Consider the following 24,007-nt stretch of genomic DNA (forward strand, 5'->3'; position numbering starts at 1 on the left):
CCTGCTATTCTTTTTACATATATGTCGTTTTGTTCTTCAACTTAAACGGATTCCCAGCCGGTTATATGATATCGTTTGCCCTTATAGTTGCCTATGCGTTCAACATCAACACCTTCGTTCCAAGTCAGCTTCACCCAATTAAAGCTGCCTTCACGGTATTCGAATGTTGTTCCGTCATCCTCATAAAGGAAGCAATCTGACGGTCTGTCTCCATAAGCTCTAACGGTGATGTCGAAGGTGGCATCATCTGAAATATATGGCAAAGGTTTAGCAAGCGGTAGAAGTGTACCATCCTTCACGAAGACCGGAATACGTTCCAAGCCTGGCGCAAAGGTGTAGGCTTGTCCGCCTTCGAAGGCCTCATTTGTCCAGAAACACCGCCAGCGGCCTTTCGGCAGATACACGTCGCGCTCTGATGTACCTGTTATGATTGGCGCCACAAGGATAGAATCTCCCATCATGTAGGCATCGTCGATTTCGTACGTATTTGGGTCATCCGGGTAATCCATGACAAGCGCCCGAAAAGGCGGCAACCCTTTTATACTATATTTCGCATAGCTTGTGTATAGGTAAGGAATCAATGTCATACGTATTTCGAACAATGTGCGGCAAATGTCTCGAATATCTTCATAGTTATCGAGGAATTCACCACGTATGTTTTTGTCACGTTCCACTTGCATCCATGGCGGATTCGGAATTCTCCAGCAGTTGAGCAGAGCCATTGGAGAGAAGACTGCCGTTTGAATCCTGCGGATCAAATCTTCGGGGGATTCCGCTTGACGGACTTCGGGCGACCAGAGAAGCCCGGAGAATCCGGAGTTCACGACACCGCGTATAAACACCTTGTGATTGTATAGATCGCTGTAAAGCACAAAGGGAAACGGCGAAGCAAGAGATCCGGAGGATCGGACTTGAGACAGCGTCCTTCGGCCATGCGCTTCGAAAGGAGCCTGTATGGCGGATTGATACAGCGTTCCCAGTTGGTTGTGCATCTGCTCCCCGTCCATCCCTGAGGGGAATTGCGCTATATCCGGGAAGGACCAATTCGAATGCACAAAGTCGGAGCTGTCACATTCATCTAATTTAAATCCGGATATCCCTTTTTCTACAAACTCCTTCAAATGATGCTTGGCGAAGATGTCTCTGGCTTCCTTTACGGACAGGTCAGGGACAAGTCCTTCCCAAACCTCGTAATCACCGGAATAAGGCATCAATTCTTCGTACATGGGGGAAGTCGGATGCACAAAGAGATGCTCCCAGAGGTTGACCCGGTAACTCATACCGTATAATTCATCGAGCATCCCTTCATGGCCCGGGAAACGGCTTTCATCCCATACAAAAGAGCAAGAATATGCCTTCGTTTGCCAACCGGGCTCAAACCCAAATACGTCGACCGGCATCTTATCGTCCCGAAAGCCCTTGGCAAGCCGCATGACATCCTCACGTGAGGCTGCACTGTAAGCCCGGTACCACATCCCGAGACCCCACATAGGAGGTAGAACGCCTCCTCCAGAAAACAGATTATATCGCTGTACGGCAGTCACCATGTCCGGACCTTCAAACAAATATACATCAATACCTTCCGCTGACGGAATATCGACAACAACCGATCGATCCCCCTCTGTAGACTGGTAGCCGTACAATTCTATTTCAGAGGTTCCGATTTCCTTCTGTTCGAATTTCTTGTTCTCCGAAGCTCCTTTACGCAAATTAGTCCCGCAATAGAAAGTTGCGTAGCGCGAAGTGTCAATAAAGACGCCATATCCTGCGGTTGTTACATAAAACGGTACAGGTGCATGACTATCTCCTGTATCGGCCACGGGATCGCTGTTGACGCGAATCACTTTCTTTCTGCCTGTATGATCCACACGGTGCAGCTGCAGTCCGAAACCATAAATATGTTCATCGGCTTTCAGAGGAAGTTCAAGATAAATCCCTCTTGCCGATTGCTTTATCACGATGTCACTAAGTGAGAAGGGGGAAACTCCTTGGCAATCGAGCTTCCCGAGTTCTTCCGTTTTCACTTCCGTTTCACGATGATTAACCGGAGTGTGGGCTTCGGGCTGTCCGAAACGCACTCTCCATATGCCGTTTGCTATTTTGTCCATCGTTAACCTTCTTTCTGTGTTTTGCCCAGAAACGAGCCAATAATTTCATCAACATCAAACGATATTTGTTCTGATTATATCCCTTCGACCATCGAAAAAGTTATAATAAAATATGAGAAAATGTTTGAATCTTATCCACTTTGGGGAATTATGAACCTGCAGTCGAACCCGTTTATTTTGAACCATGATTTTAAAGGATATTATCACTGGCATCAGTGCTGCGAGATACTTTTTGTTCACGAAGGGCAAGGAACCGGCGTTGTTAATCAGCAGACGCACGACATTCGGAGGTATGTTTTTTTTCTTTCATCCCTATCAATTACAAAAGAACCTCCAATTCCACTAGAATGAAGTGGAGATGGAGGTTCTCTTTCTTCCTATTGATTATCGGATTGATCATGAGGCACAGTGACGGTTACGGAAGTAACCGTTTTGTTGCCCGCTTTATCGGTTGCCGTGTAGGTAATCATATAGATACGTGATTTTTCTGCACGTAAACTAAAAGAAGTGGCGGCTGTACCGAAATTGGCCTGAATGTCGCCTTGGCCGCTATCCGGTTGATTGCTCGTGATGGACGTTAATACTACGGATTCAACGCCCGATGTAGCATCACTCGAATTTAATATAACATTAATAGTCACCATTTTATGTTCTGCCGGCCAAATAGACGTTTTATCCAATTGGACAATTAATGATGGCTCCGTCTTATCAACCTTAAATTCGACGGTTTTGAGTTGTTCTACATTACTTGCTTGATCCGTGCTGCGATAACCGACCTTATGAGTCCCTTCACCGAAGGCCGGAATGGAACCTGTGTAGGTGATCCAGGCACCGTCATTTACTTGATATTCGGTTGTCACAGCTCCTCCGTATACATTGGCGCTAACGGATAAGCTTACCGTAACATCCGTTGTATACCAGCTGTTCTTCCCGTTAGGGGCAGTCGGACTTAACGTTGCGGCTGTTACAGGGGCAATCTTGTAAATGTTGCTTACTGTAAGACTGGTTACGTTGGATATGTTGCCTACGGCATCCGTTCCTCTTGCATAAACGGTGTCATTTTCCGAAACGACGACTGAGGCGGTATACGCTGTCCATGTGCCGCTAGCACCCACTTTATATTCTTTCACTGCTGCATCTGCCGGATAGTTGATCGTTATGGTGACGCCTTGGTTTGTCGGTGCTGAGGTATCTACAGCTAATGTTGCATCCACCGGTGCTATATGATCGATATTGTTGACCTCTTTGCTAGTTACATTAGATACATTGCCTGCAGCATCCGTTCCTCTTGCATACACGGTATCGTTTGCGGAAACAACCACGGGAGCCCCATAAGCTGTCCAGTTGCCGCTTTCGCCCACTTTGTATTCTTTCACCGCTGCATCTGCCGGATAGCTGATCGTTACGTTAACGTCGGTGTTGGTCGGCGCTGCCACATCTGCATCGAAGGTGGCATCGGCCGGAGCGGTCGCATCCAGCTTGAATGAGACGTTCCGGGCAAATTCTACGCCGCCCCCGCTATCCCTCGATTCATACCAAACCGAATACAAGCCATCCTGATTGAACGCAATCGGTCCCGTATAGGTTTGCCAAGTTTGACCTTCATCAAGGGTATAAACGGTGTTTTTCACTGGAAGCACCGAAGCGGATGCCGTTAACGCCAATGAAACCGGATGCACATACCACCCATTTTGCCCGTCGGGTGCCGTGTTTGACAATTCGGCTGTTGTAACCGGCGAATCCAGCGGGGTTAAATAATCGAAGCGCCCGTAATCGTTGGTTACATTGTCCACATTCGCTTTCAACAGTCCCGTTGCCGAATCGACTGCCACATATTTGCCGTTCACCATCGACTTCATGACGTTGCCTGAACCATTATTGCTGTAAGCAAACGTTTGTTCAGTTCCGATGGTGTTCGAATTGGCCGCTAGTGTGCCGTCCGGCATCACGGTCAAATATTTATTGTTGGCAAGCGACCGGTAAGCGTACAAATTGCTTGTGCCGAGGTATTCCAAAGCATACTGGTACGACTTCGCCTCGTTCTTGAGGATGAGTGTCGGACGGTTGCCTGCTGTAGTTGCCTCTTTGGTGCTGTAGTCCACTCCATCGCCATTAAGAAGAGATTGAATTCGGACGGAAAGCTTCTTATCCCCGGATCGGGCTAGTTCGGCGTTCAATTGATTCGTCACGTCAAACTGGATAAAGCCTGCTGCCTTCGGCTTTGGCCAAGTGGCAAGAACGGTGCCGGAGGCCGGTTTCGTACTCCAGGTAATGCCGCTCTCGATCCAACTATCGTCCGCTACATAATCGGCCTCCGTATTGCCTACATTGGCGCCTACAGATGTGGCGTACAGCCTCACAGTAGCGGAATCGACCTTGGTTCCTGCGTATCCGCTCAAGTCGAATTTGAGATAGGCTTCCCGCGTGAAATCTGCTGTAGATAGCTTGCTCGTCATCGTTGCGTCCGGGCCATAGTTGATATTGGAAGACGTGCCTCCGCGTACATTGGCATCCGCCGCAGAGATGAACTGCTGTTCCACGGAAGCCGGTGATTGATCGTTAATGACAACGATAGATTTGCCTGCACCGCGATTCGTAATCGTGATTGTCTCCGACTTGCCCCACTGATCGGAATGCGGGGTATCTTGGCTGTTGAATAACAGTCCCCCGTACGACGGGAAGTCTAGGGCAAACGCTTGAAACGGTTGTCTCGCTATCACTTGTTTGGTATAGGGCAGCATGGAATCCGGCAAACCAGTCTCATTAACATAGAGGTTATAGACCTGATGGAATATCGGACTGAATTTCCCCCGGCCTCTCGGCGAAATCGCCAAACCAGGGATCCATGAGAAGCCCTTCGACATGTCGTCCAGCGTGTAACCTACACCTGGGATTGGTGTATAAGGAACATCGTAGCCCAAGTTATACTTCGCCGTATATTCGATGCCTTTGAGTAACCGGTACGTATTGTTCGGATACGAGTACATATCGCCACCGCTAGGAACCGCTGCCCTCTGATTCCAGCCAATCTGCGCCGCTTCGGCTAGACCTGCGAGACCCCCCTGAGTGTGATCTTGGTCACGGCCGCTTTCCTGAACCTGGCCGTCGTCATTTTGGATATAATGCATGACGGTTCCGTTGCCTGCACCATTCTTATAATAGTCTACGGCTTGATTATAAATTTCTTTATTTCCCGTCCAAATGCCGAAGGAAAGATTGAAGACCGTATCGACGGCGTCCCAGTTTCCGTTTGCCCAGCCGCCATTCACCTGACCGTACGTGCTTGTTAGCGGATAGAATACGTTCGTCATCATGTCGGTGAATTTGCTTATATCCGCAGAGGACCACCCCGCATTACTGTACCGAATGATCTCGGCGGCGTTCAGCAGCTTGTACCCGTAGATGCTCGCCGCCAATTGGGCGTCATGGCCTTGGATGGAGGTCAAATTGTAGGACCAGCCGTTCAGAATTTGGATCGTATGATCCGCATAAGCTTGATCTCCGCTAATATTCCATTCGATCGCATTCAGAAGGGCTGCCGATGCGCTGTAATACAGATCGGTATTTCCTTTATTTCCATTCACAGCATCATTTCTGTAAACAATTGGATGATAATTGGATGGAGCATAATTCAAAGAAGCTGTTGGATTCGCTTTTAAATTGTTCCATTCGTAAATTGCCGGAGCTTGATTGGAAGCAACTAGCTGTTTCATGCGATCCAGATCAGCCTGTGTAAAGATCATTCCGGGATGGACAAAGCTTACGTCGGCAGCGGCTGTCTGCGGCTGGCCGACGGCTCCCGCGAACAAAGCTAGAGGCAAGGCCAAGCCTAAAATAAGTTTCGAGACAAGTTTTTTTCTCAATCGGTTGATTCGCATGTCAACTCTCCTCCAAGTTATCGTGATTATGTGTAAGCAATTAAAGTAACCCGGCCTTGGGCTCTATCATAGTCAAGCCCAAAGCCAGGTATAGTTCAGGTTTCGATTAAAATCAACAATCGGCAACGATTTAATTATTCAGTATCGGATTGATCATGAGGTACCGTAACGGTTACAGGAACAACCGTTTTGTTACCCGCTTTATCGGTTGCCGTATAAGTGATGGTATAGATACGTGATTTTTCCGCACGTAAACTAAATGAAGTGGCGGCTGTACCGAAATTGGCCTGAATGTCGCCTTGGCCGCTATCCGGTTGATTGCTCGTGATGGAGGTTAACACCACAGATTCAACACCCGATGTAGCATCACTCGGATTCAGCGTGGCATTAATCGTCACCATTTTATGTTCCGCCGGCCAAATCGACGTCTTATCCAGCTGCACGGATAGCGCTGGCGCTGTCTTGTCAACTTTAAACTCGACGGTTTTAAGTTCTTCTACATTGCCTGCCTGATCCTTGCTGCGGTAACCGAACTTATACATCCCTTCACTGAAGGCAGGAATAGAACCGGTATAGGTAGTCCAAGCCCCGTCATTCACCTGATATTCCGTTGTCACTGCTCCTCCGTAAACATTGGAGGTTACGGATAAGCTTACCGATACAGCTGTCGTATACCAGCTGTTATTCCCGTTAGGCGCAGCCGGACTTAACGTTGCAGTTGTGACGGGGGCAATCTTGTAAATGTTGCTTACTGTCATGCTCGTTACATTCGACACATTGCCCACGGCATCCGTTCCTCTTGCATACACGGTTTCATTATCAGAAACAATGACTGGAGCGGAGTATGCTGTCCATGTGCCGCTTTCGCCAACTTTGTATTCTTTCACCGCTGCGTCTGCCGGGTAGCTGATCGTTACGGTAACACCTTGGTTGGTTGGCGCTGTGGTTTCTACAGCTATAGTTGCATCTACCGGTGCTACATGATCAATGTTGTTTACCTCATAGCTGGTTACATTGTTTACGTTACCTGCAGCATCCGTTCCTCTTGCATACACCGTGTCGTTTGCGGAAACAACCACGGGAGCCCCGTAAGCTGTCCATGTACCGCTTTCGCCAACTTTGTACTCCACCACAGCGGCATCAGCCGGATAGCCGATCGTGAGAGTAACATCACTGTTGGTCGGCGCTGTAACGTCTGGGGAGAAAGTGGCATCGGCAGGTGCCGTCTTGTCAATGTTTACTGCAACCGTATGCGGCTGTTCCACATTGCCTGCCAAGTCCACGCTCCAATACACTAACGTATGCGTTCCCTCAGTAGTCAAAGTAACCGAATTCCCGGTTTGTTGCGCGCCGCCGTCTACTTTGAAAAAGGTTGAGGCAACGCCGGAATCTGCATCAGTCGCATTGAAGCTTACCTTCGTATCCTTGTTGACCGATCCCTGCGGTGCATCATCCGTTGTAACCGGAGGCGTCAGGTCGGCCGCTTTCACTGCCCCATGCAATCTCAGTTCAGCCATATTACCGAACCACCCTGTCGGATTGTAAATACGGATATAACGGTACGGTACTTTGCTGATGATCGCAAAGCTTTGCCAATCCGCTGTAGATACCGCTGCTTTTGTAAGTGTCGTCCAAGTCGTATTATCGTTGGATCCCTGGACCACTGCACCATTAATTCTGGTAAATAAATTTTGGTCTTGTCTTCCCAGCAATTCTACACTTGAAAGCGTAGCTTGATTGCCTGCTTTAAAGTCATATGTGATGTAGCTTCCCGTTCCGGAGCTGCTGCCTAAACGGAAATCGGAACTCGTATTTAAATTGCTATCGAACAGATAATTCACCTGTTGCAATGTGGTTGCTGCCGTTCTTCCTGAAGTAGAATCGATTAAATTGGCAATACTAGCTACATTGCTAATCAAATCCGACTCGTCAGCCAGGAACAGCGTGGTGTTATCCGATGTAGTTGTGATGGGGAATCCATCCGCTCCATCTTGCTGTTTGTAATTAATGGTGAATTTCACTGGTCCTGCTGCTGCGCCTTGATTCAACGTCGCTACTGCCGTGAAGTTAATATTGTCTTGTGTGCTAACCGTTGCATCTTGGCCTTGAATGGCAACCTTGACGTTATTGATCGCTTCTTTTGCTTTGATTATTAATTTGACCGTGTTGCCCGGAACAATCCTTTTATTGAGGTTTTGATCCGAACTCAATGAAGCTGATTCGATTTTGCTTAGGGACTTAACAACACCATGGAATCTCAATTCAGCCATATTTCCAAACCATCCATTTGGATTGAGAATACGGATATAACGGTAAGATTCTGTGCCGCTAATCGCCAGCGTTTGCCAATCTATCGTAGATGTTGCTGCTTTCGAGAGAGTCGTCCAGGTAGCATTATCGTTGGATCCCTGAACCACTGCACCCCTGATTCTGCTGTATAGATTATTATCTTGTCTTGCAAGAAGCTCTACACTCGAAAGCGAAGTTTGATTACCTTCCTTGAAATCAAATGTAATGAAGCTTCCAGATCCCCCGCCGTTTAAACGATAATCGGAAGAGCGTGCTTAAATCGTTGTCAAATAGATAATTCGTCTGTTTCAAGGTTTCTGCTGCTGTTCTTCCTGAACTTGTAGTAGAATCAATTAAATTGGTAATACTAACCACATTGCGGATCAAATCCGACTCATCGGCAAGGTAAAGCTTGGAGTTGTCGGTTGTAAAATAGGTTGTGTCTCCATTGGTTCCGTCATTCTTTTTGTAGTCGATGGCAAATTTCACTATACCCGTTTGTACATTCTCATTCAAAGTCGCCACGGCCGTAAAATTGATATTATCTTGCGTGCTAACCGCTGCATCCTGGCCTTGAATTTTGACACTAACGTTATTGATGGCTTCTTTTGCTTTAATCGTTAATTTTACCGTATTGCCTAGAACTATCCTGCCATTGACGCTCTTATCTGAACCTATCGAAACCGACTCTAGCTTGTTATTAATCTCATGGCGCTCGCCGAAGATTCTTAATTCGGACAATTCAAGCAAGTTCTGTATATTACCGCGAAGAACATCAGGCTGTGGATCAATCATTTCTAACTTGATAAACCGGAATTTCTCATTTTTGTAGGCATCGGCTACGTCTAATTTTGAAAAGCCATCCGTAAACGCTGTTTGTTCCGGTGTTATCCGCGTCCAGTTTTCCTTGTCATTGGACCCGAATACCGTCATGCCTGCCATACGATCCACGAAATTCATTCTGCCTTGCATAGCAATAGCATCAGCTGTTACTTTATAATCCGGCCCGAAATCCAAGATATGGTACAAATTCGGATACGGCGCCAGCGTATAGACTGGAAAAGTATTATTGTTACCATCCACGAGGAGAGAGATCGAATTGCCAAAGCTGGATGTAATCATATTGGTATAAGCCATACTTCCGTCAGCTTGTAATGAAGGCGTTAACAATTGAAGGCTTTCGACCGCACTCCTCAGGGTTATCAATTGCTGAGAAAAGGCGCTATCTGACGCAGTCTGAATCTGACTTATGGTGTTATTATATACGGTATTAAAATTATTCAGCGATCCTGAAACGTAACTTATGTTTGGATTATATGGCGCAATAGCCGCTTGTACGGCAGAAGCCCTGTCACTACCAACAATAATATTGGCCTTCTTGGTTGCAATCGTTGTGCCGTCAGAAGCCTCAACGATAAAGGAATACGCTCCGGCTTGCGTCGGCTGCCACGAAAATGCGCCCGTATTCGCATTTAAATCGGCGTCTTCCGGCTTATTGCCACTCTGATAAGCAACCGTATCCGTCGTACCAGAATCCGTAGCTGAGAAGTCCAAAGTCAATGGCGACCCGACAAAGGCAAAAATATTCAAATCCGAATTTCCAGCTTTAAATGAAGGAGGTGTCAGCCCAGTGCCTGCCTGAACATTGAAGTGGTCAAAATCAACCGTCGTGCCTGCTCCTTTTACATTCATATAAACGAGGCTGTAATCGCCATCGAGCTGACCATAGGAAACATTATTAATTCCCATATCATAGGTTATATATTTCCATTGACCCTTCGTATTCGGCAGCGCCAACGTATAGTATGGCGTTGTTACGCCGTTACTTAACTCTAATATAGCCGGGCCGCCCGTTCTAAATTTTAATCCAATAAGACGGGAATTCGTACGATCAGCGTAGGATAGATTCTGTACGGCAATTTCACTTCCTTGAGCTGTTGCCGTAAACTCCACATAGGAGGTATCTCCCTCTTGCTTGGTAGCCGTATTGTTGTCAAATGCCGTATAACGGTCTTCTACTTCTACCAGCGCAGCGCTTGTTTGCTCCTTGGGAAGATACTTCGCCCCCTCAGACTCAGCCGCCTTTGGCATATAAATCCAGAAGTCTCCGCCTCCATCCACGCTTTCCCAAGCTTGAGTAAGTGCCCCTTTATAGTAATAATTGGATGGACTTCTCTTGGTAAATGCATCATATAAGTAAGGCGCTTTATCTGCTACATTAATCCCTTTCACATACGTATAGTAATAGTACATATCCCAAAATAAAGCGGTATTCGTTCTTCCTCTATAAGAGTCCGAGAACTTTTGGTAGATGCCTCTTACCGTTCCATCAGGGTAAGTGGAGTATGGAACTGGCACCCAGGGTGTGTCATGGCCAAGCATGTACTTCCAAAAGAAGTCGCCGGCCACTAAAAATCTATCATCCAGAAACTCATAATAACCTACTGCATTGTCTTGTGTGGATACAGTGCCTTCCACCGGGTCGACTTTGGTGCCTTGGGCAAGAAACATACGAGAAAGGATGGCCGAATTCGTTAAGTCACCGGCGCCATGCGCTTGGTCTCGACCCATCTCCACATGCTGAACGACCGGCTTATCCAATTTCTCGCCTGTCGCTGCATTGGTATCAATCAATCGGAATAGTTGCTTAATGGATCCATTGAAGCCCTGATTGACAGCCATCTTATTAACGGTTGCCCATTCGACAGCCTCATTATATCTCTCTCTGTTTTCGGTAAAGATATAACCTGCCATTGCCCCCAGCAGCGGATAATTATGTTGATTCATAAAATGGTTATTTTCATGCTGAAAGGTTTCGATTGCCGGAGTAATCAGATTAGCCGTAAAATCGGCCGTATCCTTATCCGTCCATTTCAGCTCTTCGGTTTGGGAACTGGAGTACCTTAAGATTTCGGCCGCAGCTACCATACGATTGAGAGGTATTCCCGTGTGAATATGCGCGTCATTAAAATACACGTATTTCGCAGGATCCATCTGGGACCAAATACGGATAATGCGCATCGCATTTGCCCGATAAACCTCATCGCCGGTAACATAATACATAAGCGTCTGTGTATACGCCTTCAAAGCATCTTGTATAAATCTCTGATTAAAGCCCTGACTGTCAAAAGAAGTGACGGCCGGTTTTGTCGGATCTGTGGAGCTTTGGTTGCTCGACGTAATCGTTGTTGAAGAGGTAGAAGATACGGTCATTGCCTTATAATAGGAGTACCAAGGCTCCTTTTGCGCCAGTACCTGTGTTCTCATGTTTTCAAGTGTGGCTTTCGTTAAGCCGACACCCGGGTGGGTAAAGCCATTGGTGATCGTTTCATTGATTTCGACTTGATATCCTGCGCTGACGGTTTCGTCCGCAGCCGTAGCCGTGCTAATCGGCATAAGCGTTGCAATCATATTCACTACGGCAACTACCGCTAGTAAACGCTTCCATAGAACTCCTATATGAAAAGTAGTCTTACGCATCATGTGGTTCCTCCTTGAAAAGATATAGCCTCTTGGCATTCGCCGAGGCAGATGGGGATAAGGTTCTTTGTACTAGCAAAGATATTTGTCGCATACATGTAATTCTTGTATGTTTATTTGGAGTAAGAGCGAGTGCCGAGTTGAACGATACAGGTCCTCCTTTTAATGAAAATGAGAAATCCCACCCGAACTATCGTCCGTATAAACCTGTCTATCTCCTCCCTCTCTTGCTGCGAAGGGCTTGGCGGCAGCCGATCCCATCTCTAACGGATGAGATCGGTTGGCCAACCTGCCTACACTTAATTACTTGCCGCCCTTGTCGAGGTAAGCTTGAATTTGCTTCTTCGATTCAGCGCCGATTTTGTCACCGCCAAGCGCATCCAGCTCGACCTTCAGCTTGGCCATTTGCACTTCCCAATCCTTGATTTGACCTGTCTTGAGAAGTTGGATGAATGGATCAACTTTGGAAGCAATGTTGGCGCTTTCCGATTTAACGGCGGTATTGTCGAACTTGAATTTTTTCAGCGTCGGCGTATAATACGTATCCGGTTTCGCTGAATATTCGTAATACTTTTTCGTATTTTCGTCCAGATCGGTGCTCAGTCGGATCATCGAAGGATTCCATGTGAGCTCATAGCCAGGGAAATTGTAATTTTTCGCTTCGTCGAGCAATTTGATCTGATTGTCGCCAACCGCTTCCCAATGCTTGCCCGGTATGCCGTATTCAAGCAGATCGTGATTTTCTCTGCTGCTGAACACCGCGTCAAAGAACTTCATCGTTCTGTCGATATTTTTAGAAGTGGCCGGGATCGCAACAGAGTTGTTCGATACATAGTCCACACCGATTGCATGCGGCTTCATCTCCCGAACTTTCGTTTTGAGCACGAACATTTCCAAATCCGCTCCAGGGATCGTATCCCTCAGCTTCTTCCTGTCTTTTGCGAAAGCGTTCAAGGTTGAATAATAAGATGCTGCTTTGCCGGACATGAAGTAACCCAAATCATCCTTCTGGCTGACGACGTCCTTTTCCAAGTATTTGCTCCACTCCGCCCACTTATCTAAATGAGGGAATGCAGTCTTAGGCGTATTGTAAGGCGCTGGCAGCTTGGCCCACTCCGATGCTGGATCGCCTACCGAGACAATGGTCTCAACTTTCTTCAAATCATCAGATAATTTCACAATAGATGGGAGCCCCCCCAAGACTTGCGCCACATTCGGCAGCTCAGGAGTTTCTCCTTGAAAAATTTCCTGGAACCCTCTATTGCCGCGCAATGCAAGCGGTGTTATACCTTTGTCGTTCTCCAGCACCTTATCATAAAATTTCTGCAGATCGTCGTAGCTGTTGATCGGCGGAAGTCCGTATTTCTCGCGCAGGTCTTTGCGCAGGTAGACGACAGGAATATCATAGAAATATTGCGTGAACGGAATCGTGTACAGGTGTCCGTCGAACCGCTTGTTCGATTCTACAAATTCCGGCGGAAACGCTTTCTTGAGACCCGGATACGCATCATTATTGAAGTATTTGTCGAGTTGGGCATAGGCGCCCTGCGGCACAAGCTCCTTCAGACTTATAAAATCGGCCTCGAAAACAAAATCCATCTCTTCGCCGGCGGCCATCATCAGCTTAACCTTCTGTTTATGATCGCTGATCGGATTCCATTGAATGTTGAGCTTCGTATTCAGGGTATCCTTCGTCCGCTTCTCAAATTCGTCGAATACCAGCTGTAAGTCCTTCGGCTGATCGCCGAACAACATTCCCTTCAACGTAACCGGCGCCAGCGCCGGTTGCGTTCCAGAGCCGTTCACGGCTGGACTTGCCTGATTCTGCTCACTGTTGCTGCATGCCGTTGCCCCGAGTACGGTTAGTGCAAGGAGTGCAACTGAGATTCTTTTCGTTTTCATGTTTGTTATTCCTCCCTTTATTATCTTTAATTCATCTATACTAAACCGCCAAATAGGCGTTTTTAGCCTTTAACTGCGCCAACCATTAAGCCTTTGACAAAATATTTCTGAAGAAACGGATACAGGAGAATGATCGGACCAATCGTCACGATCGTCGTTGCCAATCGAACTGTTATCGCTGGAGCAACGTAATTCGGAATGTTTACGTTGGCGTTCGGAGACACCTGGTTGATATAATCCAAATTGTTCATGATGCGCTGAATCAAATATTGCAGCGGATACTTATCCGAGTCATTAATGTAGAGAAGCGCGTTAAACCAATTGTTCCAGTATCCTAACGCATAGAACAGCCCAATCGTTGCGATTGCGGGAAGCGAAATCGGCAAAATGATGCGGAACAAAATATAGGCATCGTTGGCTCCGTCAATCTTGGCGGATTCCGAGAGCGATTCGTCAATGGTAGCGAAGAAATTCCGCAGCAGAAACATGTTCCATGCACTAATCATACTGGGAATAATCAGCACCCAAATCGAATCCTTCATGCCCAAATATTTGGATATGAGCAGATAGGAGGTAACCAAGCCGCCATGGAACAGCATCGTGAAATAGACGTAGAAAGCGATTGCATTACGGTACTTTACCGCTTTCGATGAGATGGCGTAGGACAATGCGCAGGTGAACAGCATTGACAATGCCGTGCCGACTAATGTAACGAACATTGTCACGCCGTAAGCTCTGTAGATGGTATTGTCTTGAAAAATCAGCTTGTAGGCTTCCAGACTGAATTTCTTGGGCAACAGCATATACCCGTTCCTTACAATTTCAGACTCTAAAGTAAATGAGTTGGCCACAACGGCATAGAACGGAACGAGACAATACACTGAAAAGACAGCGATGATGACGTAAAATGCCGCTTTGAGCAGCTTATCTGGTATACTTTCCTTGATCATTCTAAAACTCCCTTCCTGCTAGAAAATGGCGGAATCCGGCGCCGCTTTCTTGGCGGCAGCATTGACGGTTATGACAAGCACGAATCCGATGAACGATTGTAAAAAGCCAACTGCGGCCGACATCCCCAAATCTCCAAGGTCCATCAAGGCGCGGAATACATAAGTATCAATGACGTCCGTTGTTGGGTACAGCATCGGGTTACGTCCGATAATCGCATAAATCAAGCCGAAATCGCCGTTGAATATGCCGCCTACCGCAAGGATGGTCAGCAAGATAATCGTCGGTTTTAATAACGGCAACGTAATGAAGCGAATTTTCTGCCCGCGGCTGGCACCGTCCATCGAAGCGGATTCGTAAATCTCTGGGTTGATTCCGGCAATTGTGGCCATGTAGATGATGGAGCCGAATCCTGCGCCATGCCAAATTTTCAGCAGCACCAGAATGACGGGCCAATATTGCGGCGACGACAAGAAAGTGATCGGCGCGATACCGAAAACCCCGAGAAATTGGTTGATAAAGCCTCCATCCGTCGCGACGAATGCGGTCATAAACATGGCCACAACCGTCCATGACAGGAAGTGAGGAAAGATCATCACCGACTGCGATACTTTCTTGAACATCTTCCCGCCGATTTCCGTCACCATGATTGCAATGGCTACGGCGGCAATTGTTCCTATCACAATAAATAAAATATTTAGATACAACGTGTTGCTCACTACCTTGATCCAATCGCTTGATCGAAAGAAAAACTCAAAATTTTTAAATCCGACGAACTTGCTGCCCGTTATCCCCTTTACCACTTTGAAGTCCTGGAAAGCAATAACAATGCCTCCCATTGGAAGATAAGCGAATACAAAGAACCATATTATCCCGGGAAGGGCTAAAGCGTACATAAATTTATTGCGGAGCAGTTCATAAAAGAAGCGCCCGACGACTCCGCGATTTTTCTTGCTGCGGCTGCCTGTGTATTCAGGGCGTACTGCCGACGATATAGTTTCGTTCATTCTGTCCCCTCCTACTTTATCTCATCTCGAACAATACCCTTACTATAGGATCATTGTTGGTCCGGCGAAAGTTTGGATTTCGTATAAAATCATTAATTGCTCATCAAATCAGGGTGTAAAATCTCACTACTTTGGTCGAATCGTAACGATTTAGTGTTCATTCCGCTGTTTCCTCCCGCACGATAATGCCGTTTACAAGCTCCCGGGCATGAACGTGAATGCCTTCCCTGTCCCCTTCCAGGCCTCGGATCGACAACACTTGAGTCCGTCCGTTAGCGAGACGAACTGTCAGTTCTCCCGGCGAGGAAGCTTCAGCAGATACAATTGCCGAATCTCCTTCGTGCGGTTCAAGAATCGTCAGGAAGTACGCTTCTTTGCCGACGCTGCGGACACTCACGGTTTTCCTGCGAGCGGCATCGTTGCCTAGCGGATAATCGCCACCGATAGTCCCCTCGAAGCTGACGACATCGAGACCGTTCAAGTCGAATACAGCTTCGGCCGGCCGCCCAGAATCTAGCGGCTCGAACGGCAGCGCACCATCATAGTTCTCCCCTACCAGATGCACAGGACCTCCATAGTAATCGATTCCGATGCCGTTCCCGCGATCTACATTGTCGTAACGAGCAGGCAATTCGGAGAGGTGAATCCGGCGGCCGTCCTTTGTCAGCACAAAGGGGTCTCCCCAGAAGACGGTTTTCTTGGCTGCTCGATCCGTTTCGATCTGCAGTTTAAGCTCCTTCACGCCCGAAAGATCAATCTGTACGCTTCTTTTCCCCAATATCCAGGCGCCGAAACGTCCTTCCGTCAGCTTTACTCCGTCTCCTGAAACCTTGTAGCTTATCGTTTTGTTGATCTGGTCGGCCTCTGCATACCAACCGGTCATAACCTCCTGCTGGCGCGGCCATAGCGAATGCACATGGAGATTCATAGGGCCATTTTCATTGTACATGGCGTGGCGGCCGTCACTATCGTCCTTTACCCGGTCGTATTGGTGGGAAAAACGGATTTGCACAGGAGCTTCGCATTCATACCAATCGCAGTCGGTTATGAACTGGCAGGCGCCGTAAGGATCGTCGTTCATTTGGCCCGTATGGCGAATGTGCCGCTTCCGCTCTGACGTAAGGTCATGGAAGCCCTGATAATGATGAAGGCAGTCGAACGTATGCGTTTCTTCCCCCCGCAGGTAGTCCGCTACGATGACGTAATCATCCGTCACCGCGACCAGCCTGCGCTGCAGAACCCGCTCCGAATACGTCCCGATATCTCCCTGCTTCCGAGCGATGGAGGGAACCGGAACATCGCGGCCTTCGATTAGGCCCCGTTCCTCTGGGAACGTCTCGGGGTACGGCGTCTGGCCTCCGTACGGCGGATCGCTCCACCTCGCCGACGTCTCGACGGCACAAACGTTCAGCATCGAGCCGCTGTAGAACAACAGACGCTCTGATGGTACCGGCTCCTGCATACGCTGATCGACAACGACCATATTGTGGGACACGGAAGCCTGCACCCACATCTTGAACATAAACGAATGATAGCCGAACCAAGAAGCGAGCGGGCCGTATGCGTTTCTGCCATGCCGCATCAAAGCGGCCAGTCCCATACGGTCGAAGTGTCCATGATAACCGCCGTGACTGCCATATTTCACAACAGCCTGGATCTGTGAGGAAGGCGCAACATTCGGTTTACGGGAGCGCAGCATAGCCAATCCGACGTTGGCGGCATATACGGATCGTTCGTCATGGCTTTCCGGCGGCTCGGGCAATTCCCCGACTCCGTAGATCAAATCGCGCCTGTTCGCATTGCGAAGTACCGATGTATATTTCGGTTCGCGCCAAACATAATAAGCCAGATCGTACCACTTCACCATATCCTTCGCCGTAGAGTCGTTGGCGCCGAACAGAATGCCGCGGTCGTCGATGAAAGGCAGCATCGCATCCCAGACGTCGCGCACCGATCTGTAATTACGGCGAACAGGCCCGAATTTTTCGAAGGACATGCCGAGAAAGGGCTTCTCGTTCGGCATAGACCAAGGAGAAAGCATGGCATTCCTTTGGTAGGAGGGCGGCACACTCCAGTTTTTCAGATTAAGACCCCAAGGCTCGCAGGCCTGAACCAAGCGCGTAAACATATCAGCGAACAAGACGACATAGTTAGTTGCCCCTTCAAAATACCAGCCGTCATCCATGACCCCGGTTCCCACCATATCAACGAAACCGCCCGGTCCGTGGAGAAAGCGCTGAATCCAATGCATGTCTTGAATGACTAAGCTGCACAGGAACGCACCGACCATGCCACCGGAAGGAATATTATTCGTATCCCCGTCGGTGATCATCCAATCGACCTTCTCGATAAAGAGTCGGAACGCCGCCTCGATCCTGCGACGGTCTTCTTCCGTCCAGCATTCCGCATCGTAGACCAAGTCATAGATGGAAGCGATGTCCAACATCATTTCTCCTTCATGTATGAGCCCGCCGGTACTTACCTTGACTGCTCCAGGAGTCGGCAATGCCCTCTCTTCGCGGGAGGCATAGATGTGTAGTACCGGAGCATCCGTAGCCGGGTATCCGGTCAAAGGATCTGCGAATCGCCGTAGAAACAGTACCGCCTTTTCGAGCAAATCCGCGCGTCCTGTCAGCTTCCATGCCACGCCCGCCGCATGTAGCTTAAATCTCTGCGACAGGTCGAAGGCATGAGGCTTCCCAGCTCCCTGCGCCTCGGGGACAACCCATTCCTCCGCCATCCGGATATAATTGTCCAGCTCTCTCATCGCCCAATCGTAGTCCTTTGCATTTCGCTTGACCTGCTCCCATCCGGCTTCCGTGTGAATGATATAAGGATGCCGGAGCTTTCGTACGGTGTATAAGGTCTGTCGCTTGGCGTAATTGGCATTGCCGTTCGGTATTGCAGTTACGTTATGTTTCTCAAACCCGCCCGGAGCTACTCCATCGTGAACGGCCGCCTGCAGCGATGCCATGCCCGATTGTCCGGGACCGAGCAGAAGAAGCTTCGGTTCGAGCAGCAACTCCATAGATTCGTACCCGTAACGTTCCAAGCCGAGAGCTACAGCCTGCGTTTCGTCCGTTTCATTGCGGACCGTCAGGTCATAGACGACGGTTTCTCCCAGTTCAGCCGATCGGGACAGCTGCTGCGCATGTAAGGAAATCCGACCTAGCGTCTTCAGCCGAAGCCTTCTGACCTGAATCTCATCCGCTTGCCCGCCATTCAAGAAATGTGCCTTCACGCCGACTCTGCTGACCATGCGCCAAAATGCGGGTGTAGCATGGGAATAATCGAATTGATCGAACGATACCTCAATCGAGGTCCAGCCTTCGCCGCTCACTGCCGCAGCAGCCATTGTATAAGGAATATATTCCGGTCTGCCGATAGAGATCGGATAAATGCGGAACGTCAGAAGGGCCGTCGTATTCTTAGGGAGATAGACTTCTAACGAAAGAGCGTCCCATGGCCGCCAATCCTGTGCCTTATCGTATTCGAAGATCGCCTCCGCCTCATGGCTTAGAAGAGAATAATCCATATCGGATCCGCTCATCCCTGTCCATAAGGAGAGATTCTCTATAGTCTTTGTCATTCAATCACGCCTTCCGAATCGTTATGTTAGAAATAAATACAACTGGGCCTTGGGCTCGACTCTTATCGTAGTCGAGCTCAAGGCCCAGTCATAGTTCAAGTTTCGATCATAATAAACGATCGGCAACGATTCAAAGCTTTAAAATCCAACCACTTTCATTAAATGTTAATTTTACTTTCATCTATCATGCTATATTTCGATTGCTTGCGGAAATGGTCGGGGGTTTTGCCGCAGTGCTTCTTGAACGACACATAGAAATAATTCGTGTTCTCGAATCCTACCATCTCGCCGATCCTGTTCGCCGGCAAATCCGTCTGAATCAGCAGCTCCTTCGCTTTCGTGAATCGGTACTCCGTCAAATAGACGGTCATCGTTTGACCTACGATATCTTTGAACACTTTGCGCATGTAATTGGTCGATAATCCTCCGACCTCCACAAGTGTATCAACGGTCAAGCCTGGGGAGCTGTAATTTTCATGAATATACTGGATCACTTTGTCGACAATCCATTTGTTCTTCTGCAGCGATTGCTGGTCTCTCTGGCTGATCGAATTCTCGCATATGTTTAAGTACCACTGCTCGATCTCTTCCATCGTCTCCATCAAATATAACTGCTTGCTAAGGGAGCCGATGTCCATACGGGCCTCTTCATGATCGGCCGCTCCCATCGATTTGGAAATCCGTACGATCGCGATCAGCAACTGGGTAAACACCAGCATCATCTCGTCGAATGAAGCCGTCCGCACATTAGCAATAAACTCACCAACAGCCGCTCTTGTCTTCCCCAAATCCCCCAGTTTCATGCTGTCAGTCACTTGTTTCTCCAACAACATGACATGACTTTCCTGCAGCGGTTCTCGTGTTTCCGGAAAATCTTGGCCTATCAAACAACCCGGTCCAAGCACAATTCTGTATCGTGAGGCGTCATAGGCGGCGCTCCAGGATAGTTTGACCTGCGCTAAACTATGAACAAACGTACCCGATGCTGCGGAAATCGACAGCTTCAAATATTTGCGTACATTCGTCTGAATGTCCTGAAGCGCGGCTGCAAGTCGTTGGTCCGCATTCGTCATATCCTCCGGGATATTGGCGATTAGCGCAATCTCATCCTCCCCGCAATCGAAGCAGACCGTCCGGAACGTGTTCGATCCAAGCTCAACGGCGATATTGGAAACCGCATATTTGAACAAAGAAATATCCGTTTGCTTATAGGCATTCTGCAGGCTGCGAAAGGAGTCGATTCGCAGCAAACATACGAGAAATTGAGGATATTCGAATGCGATGCCTACTTGATTGAGCTTACGGGCTATTCCGGCATCGTCCGTCAGGCTGCCGGATGTCAGCAGCCGCAGCACTTCATTGCGTTTCGCAGAATGATAGTCCGTGACACTGGTTTGCAAATCCTGAATTTTATTCTCCAAATAAGCAAATGTCCCACTCAGCAAGTCCAGCTCAGAAACGGGTTGCCTCTCCCATGAATCCGAGGAAGAGTCGCGAACGCTTCGGATCAGACGATGAATCGGACCGTAAATGAGGCGGGTAAAGAAGCCCCCGAGCCCGATCACGGTCAATAGCAGGACACCAGTTACCAATAAAATATACCGCTTCATTTCCTTCACATTGCGGAGGAGACTCTCATAATCGATAACGCCTATGAAGGTCCAGCCCAAGCTGTCGGATTTGATATAAGAGATGCGGTAGCTTTGGCCGTCCTTCGTCATTTCAATGGTGCCTCTGGGCTCGCTCGAAGCGCTGATTCCCTGCACATAGCTTTGATCGGACAAATTCGAGTTGATCATAGCACTGTCCGTATGCGAAATGACCGTACCTTGCTTGTTCAGAATCATCGTTTGAAAAGAATTGCTGCCCGCCCCGTTCATGACCATTCTCTGCAAGATTTGCTGATCCAGATTCAATACCATAGCGCCGTTCGCATTCTTCCCGATTGAGTTCAAATAAACAATGGAGACCAGATCTTTGTCATACTTTCGCCCGTTGATGTCATGCTGAATATGGCGCGAAAAAAATATGCCGGATTTATTCACCTGTAAATTACCCAGCAGCTGAATCATTCCTGGATCGTAGAAATCGTCAAAGGTCTGAACAGTAGATATAGATGAGAAAACGAGTTTTTTTTGATAATTTAACAAATAAATCGAGTGTATCAATGGATTCGTATTGCTGAGTTCATACAACTTGCTGCCTATTCTTCCCAATTCAGTTGTATTGAAATCCACGTTATAAAAACCGTACTGTACATCAGCGTTCTGGAAAGCGCTAGCAAAATTTTCATACATTGAGTTCAGCAAAATGTTCGCCGCATTATATGACTGCTCGACGGAGCGATCCGCGGAGCGATTGATTTCATCAGTCAAATTCCTTGAAACTTTAGAAGTAATAACTAACGTCAAGACCACAATGACCAGCAGTCCGAAAAGAACATAAGACGAAACAATCCGGATCAGAAAGTTTTTGTTGCGCATGAACGACTTGATGTAACTGATCATATTCTTTCCCCCCCGGCCTTATTGTAACATTTGTCGAATTAATATTATACGGGAATAGTTTTCTAGAAATAATGAAATCGCTGCCATCTTCTCATAGCATATCACCACTTAATTTTCAATGAATGAAGTTTTTATAGACAAAACTGTTCTTTTTTTAGAAGTGGCATCTATTGCCTCGACTAAACAAATAAGCTAGGCAAGTTGAAATAGTCGTGCTGCTCGCGCAGCAAATGACTTTGAAATACTTACAAATACTTAAAAATTACTTTTATACACTTAAAATTCATGATAAACTTACTTATAAGAGGTGATGATGATGTATCAAGAAGAACGATTACTGAAAATACTCGACTATATTAAAGAACACCATGCGATGAGTGTTATGGATATCTGCTCTCTTCTAGATGTTTCTAGGGATACAGCCCGAAGAGATATTGTTAAATTAGTACAAGAAGGGGTCGTCATTCGTACACATGGAGGCGTCGCTTTGCCTCAATTGAAGAAGGAAATAGCCACCTATCAGGAACGTTTAATTGACGAAACAGACAGTAAAAGAAAAATTGGGAAGATCGCAGCTAAACTAGTTCAAGATCGGGAAACAGTCATTTTAGACGTATCAACTACGGTACAGTCTGTAGCAGAACAAATTTCAGCTAAAAATATTACGGCTGTCACACACTCCATAGACATTGTAGGGATTCTCTCAGGTCGGGAAGATCTGCAAGTTTATGTGCTAGGCGGCTATTTACATACCAAAAATCGGTTATTATATGGACCTTCCGTCATTGATAAGTTAAGAGAATTAAGAGCTGATAAGGCATTTATCGGAGCTACAGCTATACAAGCTGATGGGCTTTACTTTCCTTACGAAGATGATGTTTCTGTAAAAAAAGAGATGGCCCGCAGATCGGATCAGGTAATCGTCGTAGCAGATTTCACGAAGTTTACAAGCAAATCGGTTTATCGTTTAGATTTTGACTTTGTGGATATTTTGATTACCGATCAAGAGGTGCCTAACGAAATAAAAGAAGTACTCCATCATAAAAATATAGCGATTATTCAATGTGAAGAGAAAGACAAAGATGAGGAGGATAACAAAGATGAGTCTTAAAATTTTGCACAACGTAAACGTGGTTCAACCAGACGACCTTGTTCTACCTGCCACACTTTGGATAAGAAACGGAATTATTGAAAAGCTAGAAAGTGGTCTTTCTTCTCTTCCGGTGGGCGAATATGAACTTATAGATGGCCAAGGACATTTATTGATACCTGGCATGATCGATGTGCATATCCACGGTGCTAACGGGTTCGATATGATGGATGGCAGTGAACAGAGTATTCAGGAGGTTTCGCGGGCTTGTGCTGAAACGGGCTGCACTTCGTTTCTGGTTACCTCTGTTAGCTCTACAATTGAAGAATTACTAACCATGATTCGTAGTGTGAAACGTGTAATCGGGCATGAAGTCGGGGCCAAAATTGCCGGGCTTCATCTAGAGGGTCCTTACCTGAATCCGAAGCGTAAAGGTATGCAGAATGAACGGTTTTTACGACATCCGAATCTTACTGAAATGCAAGAGATTTTTAACGAAGCAAATGGACTGATTAAGATGGTTACAATAGCCCCCGAATTACCTGGCGGGATGGAGCTCATCTCTTTTCTGAAAGAAAAGGGCGTCATCATCGCCGTTGCGCATTCGGATGCCACCTACGAGGAAGCAAAGCAAGCCTTCGAGGCCGGAGCGAGTCACGTAACGCATTGTTTCAATGGCATGCGTCCGATTCATCATCGTGATCCAGGTCTGGTTGTAGCCGCTTTTGAAGAAGAACATGTAAGCCTCCAAGCGATTGTGGATGGCATTCATTTGCATCCTGCAATCGTTCGAATGATGCATCGTCTGAAAGGACCCGATGGCATGGTACTTATCACAGATGCTTTACAAGCCATGGGACTTGGTGATGGGAATTATGTGTTCGGCGGCCATCATGTTACGGTTTCCGACGGTGTAGCTCGACTAGAGGATGGGACTTTAGCCTCCAGTACGGTTACGATGAATGAGGCACTGCGTCTAACCATTGAAACCGGCATTCCTTTAAAAGACGCGGTTCAAATGGCTTCAACCACACCTGCACGAATATTAAGCCTTAATACCCTAGGCAGAATCACCAAGGGCTTTGACGCTGATCTTGTCTTGTTAAATGAACAATTCCAAGTGCAATGGACAATGATTAGGGGTCATATCATCTAATGTTTGGGTAAATTCCCTCTAAGCAGCTGTCCTTCACAGTTTGCGTTTGGAAA

Annotated in this window: 11 protein-coding genes; 2 read left to right on the forward strand and 9 right to left on the reverse strand. The window is 47.4% G+C overall.

Annotated elements, in window-relative coordinates; all coding sequences use genetic code 11:
• Window positions 1–41: 41 nt before the first annotated feature.
• The 9 genes from QFZ80_RS22405 to QFZ80_RS22445 form a co-directional block, all read right to left on the reverse strand.
• A complete protein-coding gene (locus QFZ80_RS22405) occupies window positions 42–2,108 on the reverse strand; it encodes a glycoside hydrolase family 31 protein (RefSeq protein ID WP_307553994.1) in 2,067 nt (688 codons plus the stop codon).
• A 377-nt stretch (window positions 2,109–2,485) separates the two neighbouring features.
• The gene (locus QFZ80_RS22410; RefSeq protein WP_307561101.1) at window positions 2,486–5,986 is read right to left on the reverse strand and encodes an OmpL47-type beta-barrel domain-containing protein; all 3,501 of its coding nucleotides are present in this window, start codon (window positions 5,984–5,986) and stop codon (window positions 2,486–2,488) included.
• A 134-nt stretch (window positions 5,987–6,120) separates the two neighbouring features.
• Window positions 6,121–8,502, reverse strand: a complete 2,382-nt coding sequence (locus QFZ80_RS22415) for an OmpL47-type beta-barrel domain-containing protein (RefSeq protein WP_307564193.1) — start codon at window positions 8,500–8,502, stop codon at window positions 6,121–6,123.
• On the reverse strand, window positions 8,492–11,758 hold the full coding sequence (locus tag QFZ80_RS22420) for an alginate lyase family protein (RefSeq protein WP_307561103.1): 3,267 nt from the start codon (window positions 11,756–11,758) through the stop codon (window positions 8,492–8,494). The genes QFZ80_RS22415 and QFZ80_RS22420 overlap by 11 nt, the downstream gene beginning before the upstream one ends.
• A gap of 300 nt (window positions 11,759–12,058) precedes the next feature.
• Window positions 12,059–13,657, reverse strand: a complete 1,599-nt coding sequence (locus tag QFZ80_RS22425; RefSeq protein ID WP_307553989.1) for an ABC transporter substrate-binding protein — start codon at window positions 13,655–13,657, stop codon at window positions 12,059–12,061.
• A 62-nt stretch (window positions 13,658–13,719) separates the two neighbouring features.
• Window positions 13,720–14,607: a carbohydrate ABC transporter permease gene (locus QFZ80_RS22430; RefSeq protein ID WP_307553987.1), complete on the reverse strand. Its 888-nt coding sequence runs from the start codon at window positions 14,605–14,607 to the stop codon at window positions 13,720–13,722.
• A gap of 18 nt (window positions 14,608–14,625) precedes the next feature.
• A complete protein-coding gene (locus QFZ80_RS22435) occupies window positions 14,626–15,612 on the reverse strand; it encodes an ABC transporter permease (RefSeq protein WP_373460139.1) in 987 nt (328 codons plus the stop codon).
• Between the two features lie 157 nt (window positions 15,613–15,769).
• The gene (locus QFZ80_RS22440; protein WP_307561105.1) at window positions 15,770–19,201 is read right to left on the reverse strand and encodes a hypothetical protein; all 3,432 of its coding nucleotides are present in this window, start codon (window positions 19,199–19,201) and stop codon (window positions 15,770–15,772) included.
• Window positions 19,202–19,359: 158 nt separating this feature from the next.
• Complete coding sequence (locus QFZ80_RS22445) at window positions 19,360–21,708, reverse strand: AraC family transcriptional regulator (RefSeq protein ID WP_307561107.1); 2,349 nt, start codon at window positions 21,706–21,708, stop codon at window positions 19,360–19,362.
• A 316-nt stretch (window positions 21,709–22,024) separates the two neighbouring features.
• On the opposite strand from QFZ80_RS22445, the gene QFZ80_RS22450 reads away from it, so the two are divergent.
• Both QFZ80_RS22450 and nagA read left to right on the forward strand, forming a co-directional pair.
• Entirely contained in the window at window positions 22,025–22,819 is a 795-nt protein-coding gene (locus QFZ80_RS22450) for a DeoR/GlpR family DNA-binding transcription regulator (RefSeq protein ID WP_307553981.1), read from the forward strand.
• Window positions 22,809–23,954 carry an N-acetylglucosamine-6-phosphate deacetylase gene (gene nagA / locus QFZ80_RS22455; protein WP_307561109.1) on the forward strand — a complete coding sequence of 382 codons (1,146 nt, stop codon included), beginning with the start codon at window positions 22,809–22,811 and terminating at the stop codon, window positions 23,952–23,954. The genes QFZ80_RS22450 and nagA overlap by 11 nt, the downstream gene beginning before the upstream one ends.
• Window positions 23,955–24,007: the final 53 nt, after the last annotated feature.

The organism is Paenibacillus sp. V4I7, assembly GCF_030817275.1.
GTDB lineage: Bacteria > Bacillota > Bacilli > Paenibacillales > NBRC-103111 > Paenibacillus_E.